This is a genomic window from Paenibacillus sp. J22P165 (genome assembly GCF_059692015.1).
Window position 1 is genome coordinate 368,913 of record NZ_JCAUAP010000001.1, and the last position, 17,679, is coordinate 386,591.

Here is a 17,679-nt window from a genome sequence, read left to right on the forward strand (position 1 = left end):
GGTTGGAGATCATATGGAGAAAATACAGGGGCAATTTGTCATCTCACTTGATTTTGAAATGTATTGGGGGATTCGAGATATCTATTCGCTTCATCAGTATATCGAACAGATGTCAAATGAAAGACGGTTAATTCCGAAGCTACTTGCTTATCTAGAGGAATATGATATTCACGCTACCTGGGCGGTTGTCGGGCTTTTATTCTTTGATAATTTTGAAGAACTAGCAAATAGCCTGCCGCGCTTGGTACCTGATTATACCGAATCTGACCTATCTCCTTATCCTTACATAAAGAATGGAAATGTAGGCTTCAATGAATTGTTGGATCCGCATCATTATGCTCCTTCGTTAATCAAGGCAATTGAAGAGACTCGAAACCAGCATATCTCAACCCATACATTCTCTCATTACTATTGTTTGGAACAGGGGCAATCTCTAGAACATTTTGAAGCGGACTTAAAAGCTGCTGTAAAGACAGCGGAGAAGAAAGGATTAGAACTAAAAAGTATCATTTTCCCAAGAAACCAAGTTAATGACAAGTACATTAGAGTTTTGAAAAAATATGGTATTCTTTCCTACCGTGGAAATCCATCACATTGGGTTTATCGGAAGGGTTACTCCAGGTCTGACTCCTTTATGAAACGAATTTTTCGTTTGGTAGATTCCTATGTGAATCTCTCTGGACACAATTGTTACTCTTTGAAAGATCTTGATAAACAAATTCCTCTTAACTTGCCAGCGAGTCACTTCCTAAGACCCTACTCAAAAAAGATAAAGATGTTAGAATCGCTTAGGTTAAAGCGTGTGCTTTCCAGTATGACGTACGCCGCACAACACGGACTTGTGTATCATCTGTGGTGGCACCCTTACAATTTTGCAAATGATGAAGAAGCCAATATGGCAGCCTTCCGAAAAATCATCGAGCATTTTAAAAATCTTCAACAACAGTATGGCATGGTAAGTACAAGTATGGAGGAATTGTGTGACACAGTGCTTGGAAATTACCACAATCAAGATGTTTTAACAAGTACTCAAAAGATAAGAGAGGTGAGGTAATGGGCGAGCAGATTTTTACTGCTATTCGTAGACATTTTGTCGTATTTCCTATGATTTTAATATGCTTTGTGGCTGCAGGATTCGGAATCAATATGCTACTTCAACCAGAATACCAAGCGAAATCCACCTTGATTGCTAACTTTGGTAAAGCCAGTGATAATGTCTCGAACAAATATAATGAATTACTTGCTAACCAGATGTTAACAACCACCTACCAGGAGGCAATTCAAAGTCTATTTATTGCTAACATTGTAAAGCTTAAGCTTTCAAGCAATTTGACTCCGAGTGAACTACTAAGAAAGATTCAAGTCAAGACAGATCCTGGAGCCTTAATTCTATCCATTTACGCAAATGCAAATGATGCAAATCAAGCTGTAGCTATCGCCAATGCGTTCGCAGAATCCTTCGTAAGCAACTCCACTCTTATTCTTAATCAAGCTAATGTGAATGTGCTCGACTTAGCTGTGTATGAAAATTCATCATCACCTGTTAAACCGAAGAAAATGTTTAATCTGGCTGTATGTGCATTTGTAGGTTTTTTTGCAGCAACAAGTTTTTGCTTGTTACTAGATAAGAAGCGAATAAAAAAGGTAAAAAAAAAAGAGCGATTACCGAATTTCCGCTTAGAGGCGCAAGTTAATAGGGAAGCTTCTACCCAATTGGAGGTTTAGATATGATTCATTTTGCCATAATTGGTTGCGGTCATATAGCGAACAAACATATTGAAGCTATTACTAAAATCAAAGGAGCAAAGCTAATTGCTTTATGTGACACGAACATAATGAGGCTACAAGAGCTACAAGTGAGCTTGCAAGTAGCCTGCTTCACAGATATGACGGAAATGTTAACAAGTTTGCCTGAAATTGATGTGGTATGTATTTGTACGCCAAGTGGATTACATGTCCAGCATGCCATAGTAGCAGCTCAGGCTGGGAAACATTTGATTATTGAGAAGCCGATGGCTTTAACACTGGAGGACGTAGATGCCATGGTGGATGCTGCCTCCCAGCACAATGTGAAGATAGCTGTCGTTCATCCGAATCGATTCCGTCCCGCCATACAGAGATTGAAATGGGCATTAGACAAGGGGGTTTTTGGAAAAATTAGTCATGTCAATGTGACGTTGCGTTGGAATCGAGATCAAGCTTACTACGATCAATCCATTTGGCGTGGAACTCGAGAAATGGATGGTGGTGTTCTAATGAACCAAGCCATACATAGTCTTGATTTATTGCAATGGCTATTTGGCTCTGTTGATCAAGTAAAAGCGATGATGGATACGCGTATCAGACGCATGGAGTCAGAGGATGTAGCAGTTGCAACGCTAAAATTTAAAAATGGCATTCTTGGTGTTGTAGAAGCTACAACTACGATTTATCAAGCCAATTTAGAAGAATCGATAAGTGTGTTCGGTGAAATGGGTTATGCGATTATTGGTGGACCGACTGCAAATTGGATTAAGCAATGGAAATGTTCACAGACTTCTCCAGATGAAGTTAATGAATGGATTAAACAAGTCGAGGCAGATCCCATGGGTACGTCAGGACATCAAGCAATTATTGCTGATATGGTCGAGGCAATTCATTCAGGTCGAGAGCCTATTGTAACTGCTGCAGATGGGAGAAGTGCAGTAAAACTAGTACTAGATATCTGTGAAGATGGACTCGACCATCTTTCTACAAGGGGAATAGGAGGGGTCGTATGTTAATGGATACACAAAGTCTTATTACTAATCATAGTAAGTCACTCATAGACAAGTTTGAGAATAAAACGGCAGTCATTGGTGTAATTGGACTTGGGTATGTTGGTCTCCCGCTCGCAGTGGAAAAAGCTAAAGCAGGTTATCAAGTAATTGGATTCGATGTCCAAGAAACCAAAGTAGATATGGTGAACGCGGGTATTAACTACATTGGGGATGTTATTGACGAAGACCTGCGTGTGATTATTGAAGAGGGACGTTTAAGAGCTACAACGGATTTTGCGTTTTTAAGTGAAGTCGACGCAGTAGCGATCTGTGTGCCAACCCCCCTCGATATTTATCAACAGCCAGATACGAGCTATGTGGTTAATTCAACCAGAGCAATTTCGCAATACTTACATCAAGGTATGTTAGTTGTTCTTGAAAGTACAACTTACCCAGGGACGACAGAGGAACTTGTCAAGCCGATATTGGAACAAACAGGATTGCGTTGTGGCGTGGATTTTTTCTTAGCGTATTCTCCTGAACGTGTTGATCCAGGTAATAAATTTTTCAGTACGAAGAATACGCCAAAAGTAGTTGGTGGTGTAACCGAGGCGTGTTTGCAAACGGCTGTTGCATTGTATCAAGAAGTGCTTGAAGGTGATGTACATAAAGTCTCCAGTCCTTCTGTAGCTGAAATGGAGAAAATTTATGAGAACACTTTCCGTCATATTAATATCGCTCTAGCTAATGAAATGGCCATTCTATGTGACCGAATGGGCATAAATGTGTGGGAGGTTATTGACGCAGCTAAATCCAAACCGTATGGATTTATGGCATTCTACCCAGGCCCAGGCCTTGGTGGTCACTGCATTCCTATTGATCCCTTCTATTTAACATGGAAGGCAAGAGAATTTAATTATCATACAAGACTTATTGAATTAGCAGGAGAAATTAATAATGCTATGCCTGAATTTGTTGTAAAGAAGATTGGTGAAATCCTAAATGAGCAGTGCAAATCAATTAATGGATCGACGGTACATTTGTTAGGTGTTGCTTATAAAAAGGATATCGATGATTATCGGGAATCACCTGTACTTCATATTATTGAGCAGTTAGAGGAGAGAGGAGCAAAAGTTATCATTAGTGATACTTGCATTCGATCCTTCAAGCATAAAAACCAACATTATGAATGTGTGACAGTCACAAGCGAGCGATTAAGAGATGCGGATATTACGGTTATTACAACTGACCATTCGCAATTTGATTACGAGCTTATCAGTAAAACTGCTTCGGTTGTATTTGATACAAGAAATGCTATGAAGCATTGTACCAAGCCAACACATTACTATTTATTATAGTGAGGAGATTGGAGAATGACTTACTTTAAGCATGAATCAGCCATTATAGATGAAGGTGCAAGCGTTGGTGATGGGACGAAGGTATGGCACTTTTCACATGTATCTAGCAATTCAATTATTGGCGAGAGCTGTAGTTTAGGACAAAATGTATTCGTAGCTAATAATGTAGAAATTGGAAAAGGTGTAAAAATTCAAAATAATGTTTCCATTTATGAAGGTGTTGTTTTGGAGGATTACGTATTCTGTGGACCTAGCATGGTATTTACGAATGTCAGAACGCCAAGATCTGCGTTTCCGCGCAATACAAGTGATGATTATCATATTACAACGGTTAAAAAAGGGGCATCAATTGGTGCGAACGCGACAGTTGTTTGTGGAGTAACCATTGGCGAGTGGGCCTTTATCGCAGCTGGGGCCGTAGTTACAAAGGATGTTCCCTCGTACTCGCTTCAGGCTGGTGTCCCTGCGAGAAGAATTGGTTGGGTCTGCGAATGTGGGCATTCTTTAACAACACATGAGAATACAATTGTTTGTCCGGAGTGTCAAAGGAGTTACCAATTAATTGTAGACAAATTAATCAAAGTAACGGAGGAATAAACATGTTGTCAATGAAGTCAGTTCCAATACTTGATTTAAGTTATGAAATTAATGAGCTTAAACCACAACTGATGCAAGTATTTGAAAATGTACTAGATGCCGGAACATTCATTATGGGACCTAACGTCAAAAAATTTGAGCAAGAGGTTGCAGACTACTTAGGGGTGAAATTTGCAATTACTTTAAATTCAGGGACAGATGCCATCATCATAGGATTACTTGCAGCTGGAGTGGGTCCAGGTGATGAAGTTATTACAACGCCATTCACTTTCTTTGCTACTGCAGAAGCAATTAGTCAAGTGGGGGCGACGCCAATATTCGTGGATGTCGATGAGTATACCTACAATATGGACTTGTTACAACTCGAAGCTGCTATCACACCAAGAACAAAAGCAATTATCCCTGTTCATCTATTCGGTCATACAGTAGATATGGGAAAGCTATTGGAAATTTCTAACAAACATCAGCTTCTTGTGATTGAAGATACCGCTCAAGCATTCGGTGCGGAATACCAAGATCGTAAAGTAGGGACAATTGGTGATATTGGGTGCTTTTCTTTCTTTCCTTCGAAGAATTTAGGTGCATATGGTGATGGTGGATTGTTAGCTACGAACAATGAAGAATTCGCAATGAAAGCAGCAATGCTTAGGGTACATGGATCTAAGAAGAAATATTATAACGAGGTCATTGGTTATAACTCTAGATTAGATGAAATCCAAGCGGCAATTTTGCGTGTGAAACTACCGCATATAGATAAGTGGAATGACGGAAGAAAACTTGCTGCGCGTACCTATAAGGAATTACTAAACGGCGTAGAAGGAATTGTTCTCCCGGTCGAAGAGAGTTACGCGAAGCATGTCTTTCATCAATATACCATTCGTGTTAAAGAGGGAAGACGTGACGAGCTTCAAGCGAAATTGGATATTCTGGGTGTAAGTACAATGATATATTACCCAGTACCTGTTCATAAGCTGCCCGTCTATCAAACGATGGGAATTCAGATGCCCAAGGCTGAGAAATTAGCCAGTGAAGTACTTTCATTGCCAATTTGGCCACAAATCGATCGGGAGATTCAGTCGTATGTAAGTTCTAAACTGATCGAATTATTGTGAATGGGGAATTTATGAAACTGATTAAGGGGCTATCCTTGGATCAATTTATGCGCAAAGTGGTTATTTTAGCGAGGGGAACTGTGCTCAGTCAAGTAATCATACTTGCGACGTTACCAATTCTAACGCGACTTTACAGCCCTTCCGATTTCGGCATATTTTCAGTTTATATATCTATCATCTCAATTGTTCTTGTTATTGTTTCATTGTCATATGAGATTGCTATTCCATTGCCAGAAAATGATCGGATGGCATCTAGTATTGTAAAGCTCTCCTTATATTTATGTGTGATCATTAGTATTGTTGGGGGGGTAGGTTTTTATGTGCTCCACATACAATTCTCACGCTGGTTAGATGAGCCTGATATGAAACGTTATGCATTTTTGTTTACTTTAAGTTTGTTTGGTGCAGGGTGTCATCAAATCTTGAATTTATGGTCAATACGAAAAGAATACTTTAAGCAGCTCTCTCGAACAAAATATATGCAAAGTGTTAGTCAAGTCTCTTCACAACTTCTACTAAGTTTTACTAGCTGGGGTCCACTAGGTCTTATTATCGGTGAGTTGCTGGGTCGTTTAACAGGTGTGACCTCGCAATGGAGGCTTTGGCGTAACGATGTAAAGACAAAAGGTATTCAAACCACTTGGTTGGATATGAAAGATAGCGCGCATCGCTATCGAAGGTTTCCTTTGTTATCAAGCTGGTCAAATATTCTAAATAGTATTGGTTTGTATCTTCCTAATATCATTCTTGCAGCTTTATACGGACCATATATAGCGGGTTTATACACAATGGGACAACGATTTCTTGGAGCTCCAATTACCCTGATTTCCCTTTCAATTAATCAAGTGTATATGTCTGAGTTTGCTGTATGTCTAAACCAAAATCCATCGAGAATATATTCATTATTTAGGAACACAGTCAAAAAATCACTAGTTTTTGGAATCATCATCATAGGTGGAGTTGTCATTTTTGCTCCTATGTTATTCCACTATTTATTCGGTGATACATGGGAAAAGTCAGGCCATTTTATGAGGATTTTATCTGTTATGTACTTAAGTCAGTTTATTGCCACCTCAGTAGGGGCAACGCTTAGTGTTATGGAACGGCAGGATCTGCATCTATATAGAGAAATAATTCGAATTGTTACGATTCTTGGGGCATTATTTCTGGCACGGTATACCAATCAAACTTCTGATATAGCAATTACATTCTTAAGTATTGCTTCCACATTAGGATATAGCTTACATCTAAGCTTATCTTGGTTTGCTGTTAAGAAGATGAGAAAAATTAATGGGAGTGAGTATGATGCAGGCTCAAGTTCAGGTTCAAACTCAAGAAGCTTTAGTTAATTGGGGGGAATTTAATAGGCAAAAATGGAAGTGCAAGGTTCTTCTGAAAAGATTCCAAGCTCCAAATTCGGATGCGTATTGTGATAGTATATTTTTTCTTAATCAGCAAGGAAAAATATATTTGCCTCCACTAAATTTTTACCATCCTGTTGAATTTACCCCAACACCTACAAACAAAAATTTCCGTATCATACGACAATGGAATGATGTAGCAGACGTTATGTTAAGAGATATGATAAAAAATGGGTCTGATATTGATTTTGTTCTTCCCCCAGAAATATCAGATATTCGCCCCTGGATATGGGCAGGATTTCAGATTAGTGTCCAATATACTTACAAAATTATGTTTCCTTATAAGCCTGAACAACTGGATAGTCTTATTCAAAGAAAGATCAATAAGGCTAATTCGGAAGGGTATATCGTTGTTAAAACGGATAACTTTGATGATGTCCATCAATGTTTAATGGAAACGGAAACTAGAAAAGGATTTAATCATCAGTTAACTATTCAGGATATGAAATTGGCAAAAGATTTATTAGGTGAACAATCATTTCGCTCGTATGTTTGTTACAGCAAAGATGGTGTACCTGTTAGTGCGAGTATCATTCTTGTGTTGAATAAAAAGTGCGCGTTGGGGTGGGTTTTAGGTACTAAACACGCATATTTATCTCATGGCGTGACGCAGAAACTAATTGATTTCTCTTTTAGGGATTTATCTTTCGACGGAATAGGTGGATTTGATTTTTGTGGAGCAAATATTCCTTCAGTATCCGAGGCAAAGTCTCAGTGGGGGGGCGAGCTAGTTCCCTATTATTTAGTAAGAAAACAAGGAATTAAAGAGCTGTTCAGAACTGGTAGAGAATGGATAAACTTTCTGAAAAAGCATGGAGGATAATGAATTGCTGACAATACGATCACCACTAATGTATTTACCTGAAAGAGAATATATTCTGAAAGTTATTTTTCAGGAATTCTTAGGTATTCAATACAATATTTTATTTGAGGATAGAGCTGAGTTTGAGATCACGTTAGAGGGTTGTAATAACAATGCGAAACTAGTGATAGCAGATGTTTTTTTACAAACAGATGAACTGTTTTGGTTAACAAAAGCTGCGCTGCCTAAGTCCCCTTTAGAATCATTGGAGCATCCCTTATACGGGCCACTTCCAATTATATTTGGGAAGAGGAACAGTAATGGCTCTTACTATGATAATTACCCACAATCTATATATTGTGGAATAGATATATTTGGAAGTGCTTTTTTTATGTTAACTCGTTATGAGGAGTATGTCATTACAGAGAGAGATCAACGTGATCGATTCTCAGCACGTAGCTCACTCGCTTTTAGAGAGAAATTTTTAAATCGTCCAATTATTAATGAATATGTAGAAATTTTGTGGGAATCAATAAGTGCTCTTTGGCCTCAAATTCAGAGGTTACCAAGAAAACAAAAGTTTATATTGAGTCACGATGTCGACTGGCCCTTTTACGTGGTTGGTAAAACAAATTCACAAATAATAAAGGAAGCAATGTCGGATACTGTGAAGAGGCGTGATCTTCAGTCTGCCTATATAAAAGCAAAGGCAATATGGTCTACAAGAAATGGAGATTTGACTAAGGATCCCTTTAATACATTTCGATGGATTATGGATCAGAGCGAAAAGGCAGGTATCCGTAGTGCGTTTTATTTCATTACACAAGAGACTTTACGTGGATTAGACGGCAACTATTCTATGTATGATCGTGAAATTCAAAATTTGCTTTGTGAAATTAATGATAGAGGGCATGAGATCGGATTACACCCAAGTTATAATACTTACTCTAGTCCACAGAGGTTAAAGCAGCAGTTTGAAATTTTGCTCGATGTTACCCAGGCAAATAGAATATTTCAGGATGAATGGGGAGGGAGACAGCATTATTTGCGATGGAGTGCATCCGAAACTTGGCAACATTGGGAGGATGCTGGATTAAGTTATGACAGTACACTAAGTTATGCGGATTTCCCTGGTTTCCGCTGCGGAGTATGTTATGAATACCCCGTGTTTAATTTGTTGACTAGAAGGTCATTAAAACTAAAAGAACGACCTTTGATTGTAATGGAACAAACTGTTCTTCACATGCAATATTTGGGATTGAAAGGACAGGAAGCACTAAAAGTAATAAGTAATTTTCATAATCAATGTAAGAGATTTAATGGCGATTTCACCTTGTTATGGCATAACAGTCAATTAGTAAAATATGACGAGTTATCACTTTATCAGGAATGTGTGAGTTTATTAAAAACAAAATAGGAAAGAAGATGTAAAGATGAAACTAGCTTATTTGATCCACTGGAATGAAGGGCCTGAAAGCGGAGTTTTCAAGAAAATATGCTCACAAGTTAACGAATGGAGAAAAATGGGGAATGAAATCAAGTTATTTATTTTTACAAACAAGAGTAGCAATGATTGGAGTTTACACTGTGATCAAATTGAGGTAATTCTGCAGCAATACGACGGATGGCGGAGTCGATTGACCCAGTTTCGTGCTTTAGTAACGCAAATTGAACAATGGAATCCAGATACGATCTATCATCGTTTTGATCTTTACTATCCACATTTGAATCGTCTATTGCGTAAATATCCGTCTGTTCTTGAAATTAATTCAAATGACTTAACGGAAATGAGATCATTTCTTGGTGTTAGGTATTGGTACCATCTCTTGACGCGTACAAGAGCATTAAAAGTAACTAAAGGGTTTGTTTTTGTAACTAATGAGCTTTCTGAGAAGAAGCATTACAGTCGATATGTTAAAAGTAAAATTATTATTGGAAATGGCATTGAGTTGGAAAAATATCCACCCTCAATAAATACAGAAAATAAATCGATTAAACTAGTCTTTATTGGATCTGCAGGTCAAACTTGGCACGGAATAGATAAAATTATACTACTGGCAAAACGTCAACCGAATTGGCAATTCGATATGATCGGTACAGATGTTATTAAGAAAGAAATTCCAAGCAATATGACTTTTCACGGAAAATTAACGAGAGAGCAGTATCAGCCAATTATACAACAAGCAGATATTGCGATTGGAACACTAGCTCTACATCGAAAGAATATGAAAGAAGCTTCACCATTGAAAGTGAGAGAATACTTGGCCTACGGAATACCAGTCATTGTGGGTTACCATGATACAGATTTTCAAGATAATCCCCCTTTCATACTAGAGCTGCCGAATGAGGCTAATAACATCGTGCCCTACTTAGATAAAATAACAGAGTTCTCAACATACTGGGCAGGTAAGAGGGTATCAAGAGAATGGGTCCAACATTTAGATACGAAACAAAAAGAAGCAATTCGAATTGCTTATATGACAAGTATTGTAGAGAATAGGTGAGCAATATTGAGTGTTCAATTGATAATGATTGGGTGTCTCTTTGGATGCATATTGGTTTTCTTTTGGCAATGTGTTAAGCAGCTAGGGCTAAAACTGGATGCTGGCTGGATCTTTGGCTTTAGTTTTTTCTTTGATTTAATAGGTTTTCTTTACAAAAAGTATATGCATGGTAGCTCATTGTTTCTTCTACTGGCCGTTCCAATGATTCTTGTTGTAGTAACTTTTCTACATAAAAGCAGACTAAGTGAAGGCTTATTTACTAGCCAGGGATTAAAATTATGGTTCATATTTCTTAGTTATAGCATCATATCGTTAAGTTGGGCTTTTAACGATCAGTTGGGCTTTTCCAAACTGCAAATTCTTCTCATTCATGGCATTATACCAGGTATTTATATCTTTATAGTATACAAGAAATACAAAAAATTCTCATGGACTTCGGTCGTTTTGTTTGGATTAGCCTATTCGATTATGCATCACTTATACGCTTTGTATACCCCACTGTATCCAGGAAGATTAACTCTCCCAGGTGGAAATCCAATTTTTGATGCACGTATACTTTTCGGTGCTGTGACCATTGCTATTTGGGGGAAACGTATCCCTCTCATTCTGCGAATAGCGACTATTAGTTTTGGGTTAGTTTCAGGAATCGCAACGCAATCTAGAGGGCCTTTATTGGCACTCATAGTAGCAAATCTGCTGGTACTTTTATATGTACTATATAAGAAATATAAGAATAACCAATTACGGATTAGCAATTCTTTCAAAATAGGAGCAATGCTGCTGCTCATTGTTGTCGGGTTCGTTGGTATGCATTTTAGAGATCAAGTACAGGATGCAATTGGAGGAAGTCGATTCACTGTATTGGTTAATCAAAATCAATTAGCCGGTGATGCTAACTTTCTAGGTAGAAAATATTTGCAGGCTAATGCATTAAATAAATTTATGGATCATCCCTTCTTTGGTACTGGTTTAGGCGGTGATTCACTAATGGGTAGGTTTTACTATCCACATAACATTGTTCTAGAAATTGCCAGCGAACTTGGACTTGTTGGTATTACCCTATGGGGGATTGCTTTCATCTATTCTTGCTATATAGCGAGGTTTAGCGGTGTGTTGTTAGCTTTATTATTTCAAGGTATGATATCTGCACTTTTTAGTGGTGATTTTGGTTATAACTACGAATACTTATTGGTTGCGATAACTGCATTGGCCTTAGCGCCAAAAGTGAAAGAAAAGGATGTTGATAGACATGGACAAAATCATCTTTATTTTAACCGGTTTAGATTACGCAGGGGCCGAAGCTCAAGTAATCCAATTGGCAATAGGACTACAACTTAGAGGTTGGCTCGTCCAAGTCATATCGATGATAAAACCCACTGCTTATGTCGAAGAATTGGACGAACTCGGTATTGAACTCTTTACATTGAATATGAAGAAGGGTATCCCTGACCCACGTGCTATTAGCAAACTCAAACAAATTATCAAAAAATTCAATCCTGATATTGTGCATAGTCACATGATTCATGCCAACATCTTGGCTAGGGTTACTCGGGTATTTGTCAAAATACCGGTTCTAGTTTCAACTGCGCATAGTAATAATGAAGGTGGGAAAACAAGGATGCTGCTATACAGAGCTACGGATTCCCTTTGTGAAATAACGACCAACGTGAGCCAAGATGCTGTACAGAGTTATATTCAGAAAAAGGCTTGCCCCGCAAACAAAATTATGTTCGTACCGAATGGTATTAATTTAAAAAGATTCAATAAACACGAACAAGACTATACAGATATTCGAAGAGAATTAGGTCTGGAAGATGAATTTGTTTGGCTGGCTGTAGGTCGACTTGTTGAGGTTAAGGACTATCATACGTTAGTCACAGCATTCTCAGAAATTGTAAAGAGTAATACGCATTCCAGGCTTTTAATCGTTGGCGAAGGCATTTTACGATCTGCTTTAGAAACCTATGTCCACTCGCTACACCTGGAAAATCACATTAAGTTTCTTGGAATTCGTAAAGACATTCCTCGCTTAATGAATGCGTCAGATGCCTTTGTTATTTCTTCAATCTGGGAAGGTATGCCGATGGTGTTGTTGGAGGCATCAGCAAGTGAACTTCCTATGGTGGCTACGGATGTTGGCGGCAACGGAGAAGTTGTAGAGGAAGATGTATCTGGTTATCTTGCTCGCCCAATAGACGCACCAGATCTCTCGCAAAAGATGCAAAAGATGATGTCTTTAACGAAAGAGGAACGAATCGTGATGGGAAAAAAGGGGCGCGAGTTCGTATTAGCAAAGTATGACATTAATGCGATTATCTTACGTTGGGAATCAATTTACAATGATCTGTTTAAGACAAAAGCACAAGATCGGAAGGAGAGGGTGAATTAGATGACAAATCCCAAAGTTGCTTATGTAGCTACTGTATATTCGCATCTTGCTGTCTTTCACATTCCTTTTATCCAAAGGCTGAAATCACAAGGACATCATGTCCATGCTTACGGCGGCCGAGATCACTGCAAAGAAGATTTGCAACAAGCATCAATTGAATGCCGCGATATTACATTTAGCCGTAATCCACTTGCCCTACAGAATATTAAGGCGCTCATTTCACTCACGAAATGGTTTAAGCATGAGCAATACGATCTTATTCATGTACACACACCGAATGCTAGTGTAATCTGCCGTATTGCGGCGAAACTGGCTGGATGCAAGAATGTCGTTTATACTGCTCATGGTTTTCATTTCTTTAAAGGAGCCCCATGGATAAACTGGCTCTTTTATTTTCCTGTCGAGTGGTTGATGTCTTTCTGGACCGATGTACTTATTACAATTAATCAAGAAGATTATGAGCGTGCAAGAAAATTTCCAGTTCGAAAAAAAGCTGTTTATATCCCAGGAGTTGGTGTGGACATTCAAACCTATCAGAATGTCAATGAACGAGTGGTAGACGATCTTTGGGATGAGCTAGGGATTAAGAAAAACGAATTCATTATCTTATGTATTGCTGAAATGAATTACAACAAAAATCAGGAGCAACTCATATACAGCGTGTATGAATTGAACAAGAAAGGAGTTTCCGTTACTTGTCTGCTTGTAGGAAGAGGTGCCAAAGAAGGTTATCTCCAATCTCTCGTGAAACAACTTCATTTGGAACATAGTATCCGATTTCTAGGGTTTCGGAAAGATATTCCTGCGCTTATGCAAATGGCAGACGCAGTTGCGTTATTGTCTCGACGCGAAGGACTTCCAAAGGTGCTATTAGAAGCATTAGCCGCGGGTAAGCCCATGGTTGTAACGGATGTCCGAGGAAGTAGAGAGATTGTGTCATCTTCAAACAACGGTTATGTTGTGCCTGTTGGCGGAGATAAAGAGACTATTCAAGCCTTAGAACATCTTTATGCGGATAAAGAACTGCGCATGGAAATGGGGCGTAATAGTTACGTTCAAGCTAGTCAGTATGATTTGAAAGAAATTATGGTGTTGTTGGATGAAGTCTACTCGTTATCTAAGAAGCTACCCGAAGCTGCTTCATCATCTCAAATTAATGGAGAGGGTATGGTAATATGAATAGCTTGAATCGGCCGAGGGATTCGAAATGGGTAATTGGATTGCTGGACTGCATTGTGATTGCCATCAGCTACGTACTTGCATACGGAGTTAGTTTTCAAATATACACTTCAATTATTGAGTTTCATTCATTTCTGAACCACATACTCTGGATTAGCGTCATGTGTATTCTGACTTATCATTTTTTTAACCTATATGCATACGCGGGCCGCATTTCCTATTCTAAATATTATTATAATCTCGTCATTGCACATATGATGATTGCTATTGAATGGATGCTACTGAAGTACGGATTCAAAGAATTGAATATTCCTTCAAGTACAGTACTCATAGCAATTATCCTGCAACTCAGTTTTATGATTGGTGTGAGAAGCATGCTGTTCCGTTTATTGTCCAAAGACCTAACTAAGAAAAAAACACTCATAATCGTAAAAAGTTCAAAAGCAGACAATGGTATTATTCAAAAGGTTTTAACCAAAGGTGAGAAATGGTTTGAAGTACAAGGTGTTATTCAAACAGAAAAAGAATTGTTTAGAGTTAGATCAGATGCCTTTCAGGATATTGAGTTATTTATTATTAGTCCTGATATTGATCCTGGACTAAAAGGAGAATTATTGCATTTGGCTGGTAAAGAGGGTAAGGAAGTGTTGCTAATCCCTGAGTACAATGATCTACTCATGATGGGTGCGGAACCCCAGCAGATCGACGATATGCTTGTTTACTCCGTGCAATCCCCTCATTTTAGTCAATTTCAAAAAGCAATGAAACGGGCGCTGGATTTGGTCATTTCCGTGATTCTCCTCATTTGCACCTCTCCAATTCTCCTTTTAATGATACTTATCATACCTTTATCATCACATGGCAAAGCATTCTTCTCACAAGAGCGGATTGGAGAAGACGAAAAGCCATTTAATATGTTGAAATTTCGAAGCATGGTAGATAATGCTGAAAAACACACAGGCCCTGTACTTGCTACAGAAAGGGATGTAAGAATAACGAAGCTTGGTACATTTATTAGGGCAACAAGAATAGATGAATTGCCACAATTAATCAATGTAATTAGAGGGGATATGAGTTTAGTAGGTCCCAGACCTGAACGAGCTTTTTTTACACAAGCTTTCTCAGAAGAGCTACCGCATTATACATACCGTTTTATGGTGAAACCAGGTATTACGGGGATGGCTCAAGTAATGGGTAACTACAGTACGTTACCATCAGATAAATTAAGATATGATCTCATGTATATCAAGAACTATTCACTTTTGTTAGATCTGAAGATATTATTTCAGACGATCCTTGTGGTTCTACATCGGGAACAGTCTAAGGGAATTACAGTAGAAGAAACAAAAGCTAGAAGTAAAATCACACGCTTTATTAATTCTAACGTCAATGTATTTATTTCAAAGGAGTAGCCATATATATGAGAAAAATTATAACTGTCGTGGGAGCTAGACCGCAGTTCATTAAGGTTGCACCTGTTTCTAGAATTTTAAGGAAAACATATCAAGAAATATTTATAAATACTGGCCAACATTATGATTTTAACATGTCAGGTGTATTTTTTGATGAACTGCAAATTCCACGACCAGATTATAATTTAGAAGTTGGCTCACATTCACATGGCAAACAAACGGGGATTATGTTGGGTTTAATAGAAGAGATATTACTAAAAGAGAAGCCTGATGGCGTCATAGTGTATGGAGATACTAATTCGACTTTAGCAGGAGCATTAGCAGCAAGTAAGTTGCATATCCCTATTTTTCATGTCGAAGCAGGTCTTAGAAGTTATAACAAACAAATGCCCGAAGAAATAAACCGAATCATGACCGATCATTTATCAAGTCTGTTATTTGCACCTACGGAAAGAGCTGTACATAATCTTACTTTAGAAAATATAGTGCATCCAGTGCGTTTGAGCGGAGATGTGATGTACGATGCAGTCCGCTACAATTATATGATAGCACGAGATAAGGTTGAAATAAGTAAGTTTGGTCAAAGTAAAAGGTCTTATTATTTATGTACAATTCATAGAGCCGAGAATACCGATCAACCAGTTAGATTAAAAGCAATAATTGATTCATTAATTAGGCTGAATATGCCTGTTATCTTACCCCTTCATCCTAGAACACATAAGATTCTCAAAGAATTAGATCTAATGGGGAAAATTCAAAAACACAAGAAGATTCAACTGATCGAGCCAGTATCCTATTTGGAAATGATAATGCTGGAAATGGAGTCGAAAGGAATTATTACGGATTCCGGTGGTGTCCAGAAAGAAGCCTATTTCGCAAAAGTCCCATGTTACACACTGAGAGAAGAAACAGAATGGGTAGAGACTGTCGATACAGGTTGGAATACGTTAGTCAACCCATTTGAGATGGAATTAAGTACTTTGATACGCCAAGAAAAAATGTCGAACTATATTGAAGATCTATACGGGGATGGAAATGCATCTCAGAAAATAGTAGATGAAATTGATAATTTTTTTAAATAATACATATTATTTAATAAGACTGAACAGGGGGAACAGCATGAAAAATGGGAAAGTAAATAATAAAAAGATTCTTTTAACATTTGACTATGAAGTCTTCTTTAAAAAATCTGGAACATTTAAAAGTTGTATACAAAACCCTGTAAATGATTTATTAACTTTTTTTGAGATGCATAGGATTGGTGCTACTTTTTTTGTCGATGTCTTGTATTATTTGAGATTGCTAGAACATGAAGAGACTAGACCTACAGCAGAACTTCTCAAGTTGCAGTTACAGCGTTTAGTTCTATCAGGAAGCAGAATTGAGCCGCATTTACACCCGCACTGGTTAGATGCAACTTATGTAAATGGCGCTTGGGAATTCCCACATTATCAACGATACCGATTACAATCGTTATCTGAGTTAGAAATATTGGAGTTATTTCGTAAGTCATGTAGGGTTCTTGAAGAGATTGCTGGTGAAGTTCAGCACAACTATAAGGTAATGTCATATCGAGCTGGTGGCTGGTGCATTCAACCATTTGACCAATTAAAGAAGTCTTTTATTGAATGTGGTGTTATGGTGGATAGTTCTGTGGCACCTTGTATTAGGGGGACTAGTTCTGTACATGAGTTTGATTTTTCAAATGTAAAGCCTATAAATTACTATCGATTTAATGAGGATCCTACGAAAAATGAACAATATGGAGATTTAGTAGAAATCCCAATTTCAACTTTTCGATGCAGTAGTTATTCAAAAATCATTAGAAAAATCAAAAATAAACTACATAAGAACGAGTTAATTCCTTACGGTGATGGAAATGGCATTCCAATGACTTCGATTAATCGATTTTTACCTACTTATGAAATGGTTTCACTGGAACGAATGTTTCCTGATGATCTATGTCGTATCATTCAACATTCGGAGCTAGATGTTGTAAATATAATTTCGCATCCTAAAGGATTATCGAAAATGTCCTTTCATTGCCTAGATCAGCTCGTGAAGAGTAATTATCAATTTATGACAATTAAACAATACTATGAGCAAGAAGTCTTGCCATCTAAGGTCAGTGGTGAATGATACGTATATAAGCCTCACTTGAGAGCGA

16 protein-coding genes are annotated in these 17,679 nt (G+C 38.0%); all 16 read left to right on the plus strand.

What is annotated here, in order from left to right; all coding sequences use genetic code 11:
* Positions 1–13 precede the first annotated feature (13 nt).
* From AC58QM_RS01610 to AC58QM_RS01685, 16 genes are read left to right on the plus strand one after another with little or no spacing between them, the layout of a single operon-like run.
* Positions 14–1,054 carry a polysaccharide deacetylase family protein gene (locus AC58QM_RS01610; protein WP_497280812.1) on the plus strand — a complete coding sequence of 347 codons (1,041 nt, stop codon included), beginning with the start codon at positions 14–16 and terminating at the stop codon, positions 1,052–1,054.
* Positions 1,054–1,725 carry a YveK family protein gene (locus AC58QM_RS01615; protein ID WP_497280814.1) on the plus strand — a complete coding sequence of 224 codons (672 nt, stop codon included), beginning with the start codon at positions 1,054–1,056 and terminating at the stop codon, positions 1,723–1,725. The genes AC58QM_RS01610 and AC58QM_RS01615 overlap by 1 nt, the downstream gene beginning before the upstream one ends.
* A 2-nt stretch (positions 1,726–1,727) precedes the next feature.
* Positions 1,728–2,762, plus strand: coding sequence for a Gfo/Idh/MocA family protein (locus AC58QM_RS01620; RefSeq protein WP_497280816.1), 1,035 nt, complete (start codon positions 1,728–1,730; stop codon positions 2,760–2,762).
* On the plus strand, positions 2,756–4,096 hold the full coding sequence (locus AC58QM_RS01625) for a nucleotide sugar dehydrogenase (RefSeq protein ID WP_497280818.1): 1,341 nt from the start codon (positions 2,756–2,758) through the stop codon (positions 4,094–4,096). Before AC58QM_RS01620 ends, AC58QM_RS01625 begins: the two co-directional genes overlap by 7 nt.
* Positions 4,097–4,111: 15 nt before the next feature.
* Entirely contained in the window at positions 4,112–4,693 is a 582-nt protein-coding gene (locus tag AC58QM_RS01630; protein ID WP_497280820.1) for an acyltransferase, read from the plus strand.
* A gap of 11 nt (positions 4,694–4,704) precedes the next feature.
* Entirely contained in the window at positions 4,705–5,805 is a 1,101-nt protein-coding gene (locus AC58QM_RS01635) for a DegT/DnrJ/EryC1/StrS family aminotransferase (RefSeq protein ID WP_497281561.1), read from the plus strand.
* An 11-nt stretch (positions 5,806–5,816) separates the two neighbouring features.
* Entirely contained in the window at positions 5,817–7,154 is a 1,338-nt protein-coding gene (locus AC58QM_RS01640; protein ID WP_497280821.1) for a lipopolysaccharide biosynthesis protein, read from the plus strand.
* Complete coding sequence (locus AC58QM_RS01645) at positions 7,108–8,049, plus strand: hypothetical protein (RefSeq protein WP_497280822.1); 942 nt, start codon at positions 7,108–7,110, stop codon at positions 8,047–8,049. Before AC58QM_RS01640 ends, AC58QM_RS01645 begins: the two co-directional genes overlap by 47 nt.
* A 4-nt stretch (positions 8,050–8,053) precedes the next feature.
* Positions 8,054–9,445 (plus strand): polysaccharide deacetylase family protein, encoded by a 1,392-nt coding sequence (locus AC58QM_RS01650; RefSeq protein WP_497280824.1) that lies wholly within the window; start codon positions 8,054–8,056, stop codon positions 9,443–9,445.
* A 16-nt stretch (positions 9,446–9,461) separates the two neighbouring features.
* Positions 9,462–10,532: a glycosyltransferase gene (locus AC58QM_RS01655; RefSeq protein ID WP_497280826.1), complete on the plus strand. Its 1,071-nt coding sequence runs from the start codon at positions 9,462–9,464 to the stop codon at positions 10,530–10,532.
* 6 nt (positions 10,533–10,538) lie between these two features.
* On the plus strand, positions 10,539–11,870 hold the full coding sequence (locus tag AC58QM_RS01660) for an O-antigen ligase family protein (protein WP_497280828.1): 1,332 nt from the start codon (positions 10,539–10,541) through the stop codon (positions 11,868–11,870).
* Positions 11,782–12,921: a glycosyltransferase gene (locus tag AC58QM_RS01665; RefSeq protein ID WP_497280829.1), complete on the plus strand. Its 1,140-nt coding sequence runs from the start codon at positions 11,782–11,784 to the stop codon at positions 12,919–12,921. Before AC58QM_RS01660 ends, AC58QM_RS01665 begins: the two co-directional genes overlap by 89 nt.
* Positions 12,922–14,100: a glycosyltransferase family 4 protein gene (locus AC58QM_RS01670; protein WP_497280831.1), complete on the plus strand. Its 1,179-nt coding sequence runs from the start codon at positions 12,922–12,924 to the stop codon at positions 14,098–14,100. It abuts the gene before it with no gap.
* Entirely contained in the window at positions 14,097–15,512 is a 1,416-nt protein-coding gene (locus AC58QM_RS01675; RefSeq protein ID WP_497280833.1) for a sugar transferase, read from the plus strand. Before AC58QM_RS01670 ends, AC58QM_RS01675 begins: the two co-directional genes overlap by 4 nt.
* Positions 15,513–15,520: 8 nt before the next feature.
* A complete protein-coding gene (gene wecB, locus AC58QM_RS01680) occupies positions 15,521–16,594 on the plus strand; it encodes a non-hydrolyzing UDP-N-acetylglucosamine 2-epimerase (protein WP_497280835.1) in 1,074 nt (357 codons plus the stop codon).
* A 37-nt stretch (positions 16,595–16,631) separates the two neighbouring features.
* Positions 16,632–17,651, plus strand: a complete 1,020-nt coding sequence (locus AC58QM_RS01685) for a polysaccharide deacetylase family protein (RefSeq protein ID WP_497280836.1) — start codon at positions 16,632–16,634, stop codon at positions 17,649–17,651.
* Positions 17,652–17,679 lie beyond the last annotated feature (28 nt).

What these genes read in the sequence shown, in the direction of transcription:
- AC58QM_RS01640 (WP_497280821.1), top strand. Translation starts at nt 5,817, where the DNA reads ATGAAACTGATTAAGGGGCTATCCTTGGATCAATTTATGCGCAAAGTG.
- AC58QM_RS01615 (WP_497280814.1), top strand. Translation starts at nt 1,054, where the DNA reads ATGGGCGAGCAGATTTTTACTGCTATTCGTAGACATTTTGTCGTATTT.
- AC58QM_RS01675 (WP_497280833.1), top strand. Translation starts at nt 14,097, where the DNA reads ATGAATAGCTTGAATCGGCCGAGGGATTCGAAATGGGTAATTGGATTG.
- AC58QM_RS01670 (WP_497280831.1), top strand. Translation starts at nt 12,922, where the DNA reads ATGACAAATCCCAAAGTTGCTTATGTAGCTACTGTATATTCGCATCTT.
- AC58QM_RS01610 (WP_497280812.1), top strand. Translation starts at nt 14, where the DNA reads ATGGAGAAAATACAGGGGCAATTTGTCATCTCACTTGATTTTGAAATG.
- AC58QM_RS01630 (WP_497280820.1), top strand. Translation starts at nt 4,112, where the DNA reads ATGACTTACTTTAAGCATGAATCAGCCATTATAGATGAAGGTGCAAGC.
- AC58QM_RS01685 (WP_497280836.1), top strand. Translation starts at nt 16,632, where the DNA reads ATGAAAAATGGGAAAGTAAATAATAAAAAGATTCTTTTAACATTTGAC.
- AC58QM_RS01635 (WP_497281561.1), top strand. Translation starts at nt 4,705, where the DNA reads ATGAAGTCAGTTCCAATACTTGATTTAAGTTATGAAATTAATGAGCTT.
- AC58QM_RS01625 (WP_497280818.1), top strand. Translation starts at nt 2,756, where the DNA reads ATGTTAATGGATACACAAAGTCTTATTACTAATCATAGTAAGTCACTC.
- wecB (WP_497280835.1), top strand. Translation starts at nt 15,521, where the DNA reads ATGAGAAAAATTATAACTGTCGTGGGAGCTAGACCGCAGTTCATTAAG.
- AC58QM_RS01645 (WP_497280822.1), top strand. Translation starts at nt 7,108, where the DNA reads ATGATGCAGGCTCAAGTTCAGGTTCAAACTCAAGAAGCTTTAGTTAAT.
- AC58QM_RS01655 (WP_497280826.1), top strand. Translation starts at nt 9,462, where the DNA reads ATGAAACTAGCTTATTTGATCCACTGGAATGAAGGGCCTGAAAGCGGA.
- AC58QM_RS01665 (WP_497280829.1), top strand. Translation starts at nt 11,782, where the DNA reads ATGGACAAAATCATCTTTATTTTAACCGGTTTAGATTACGCAGGGGCC.
- AC58QM_RS01620 (WP_497280816.1), top strand. Translation starts at nt 1,728, where the DNA reads ATGATTCATTTTGCCATAATTGGTTGCGGTCATATAGCGAACAAACAT.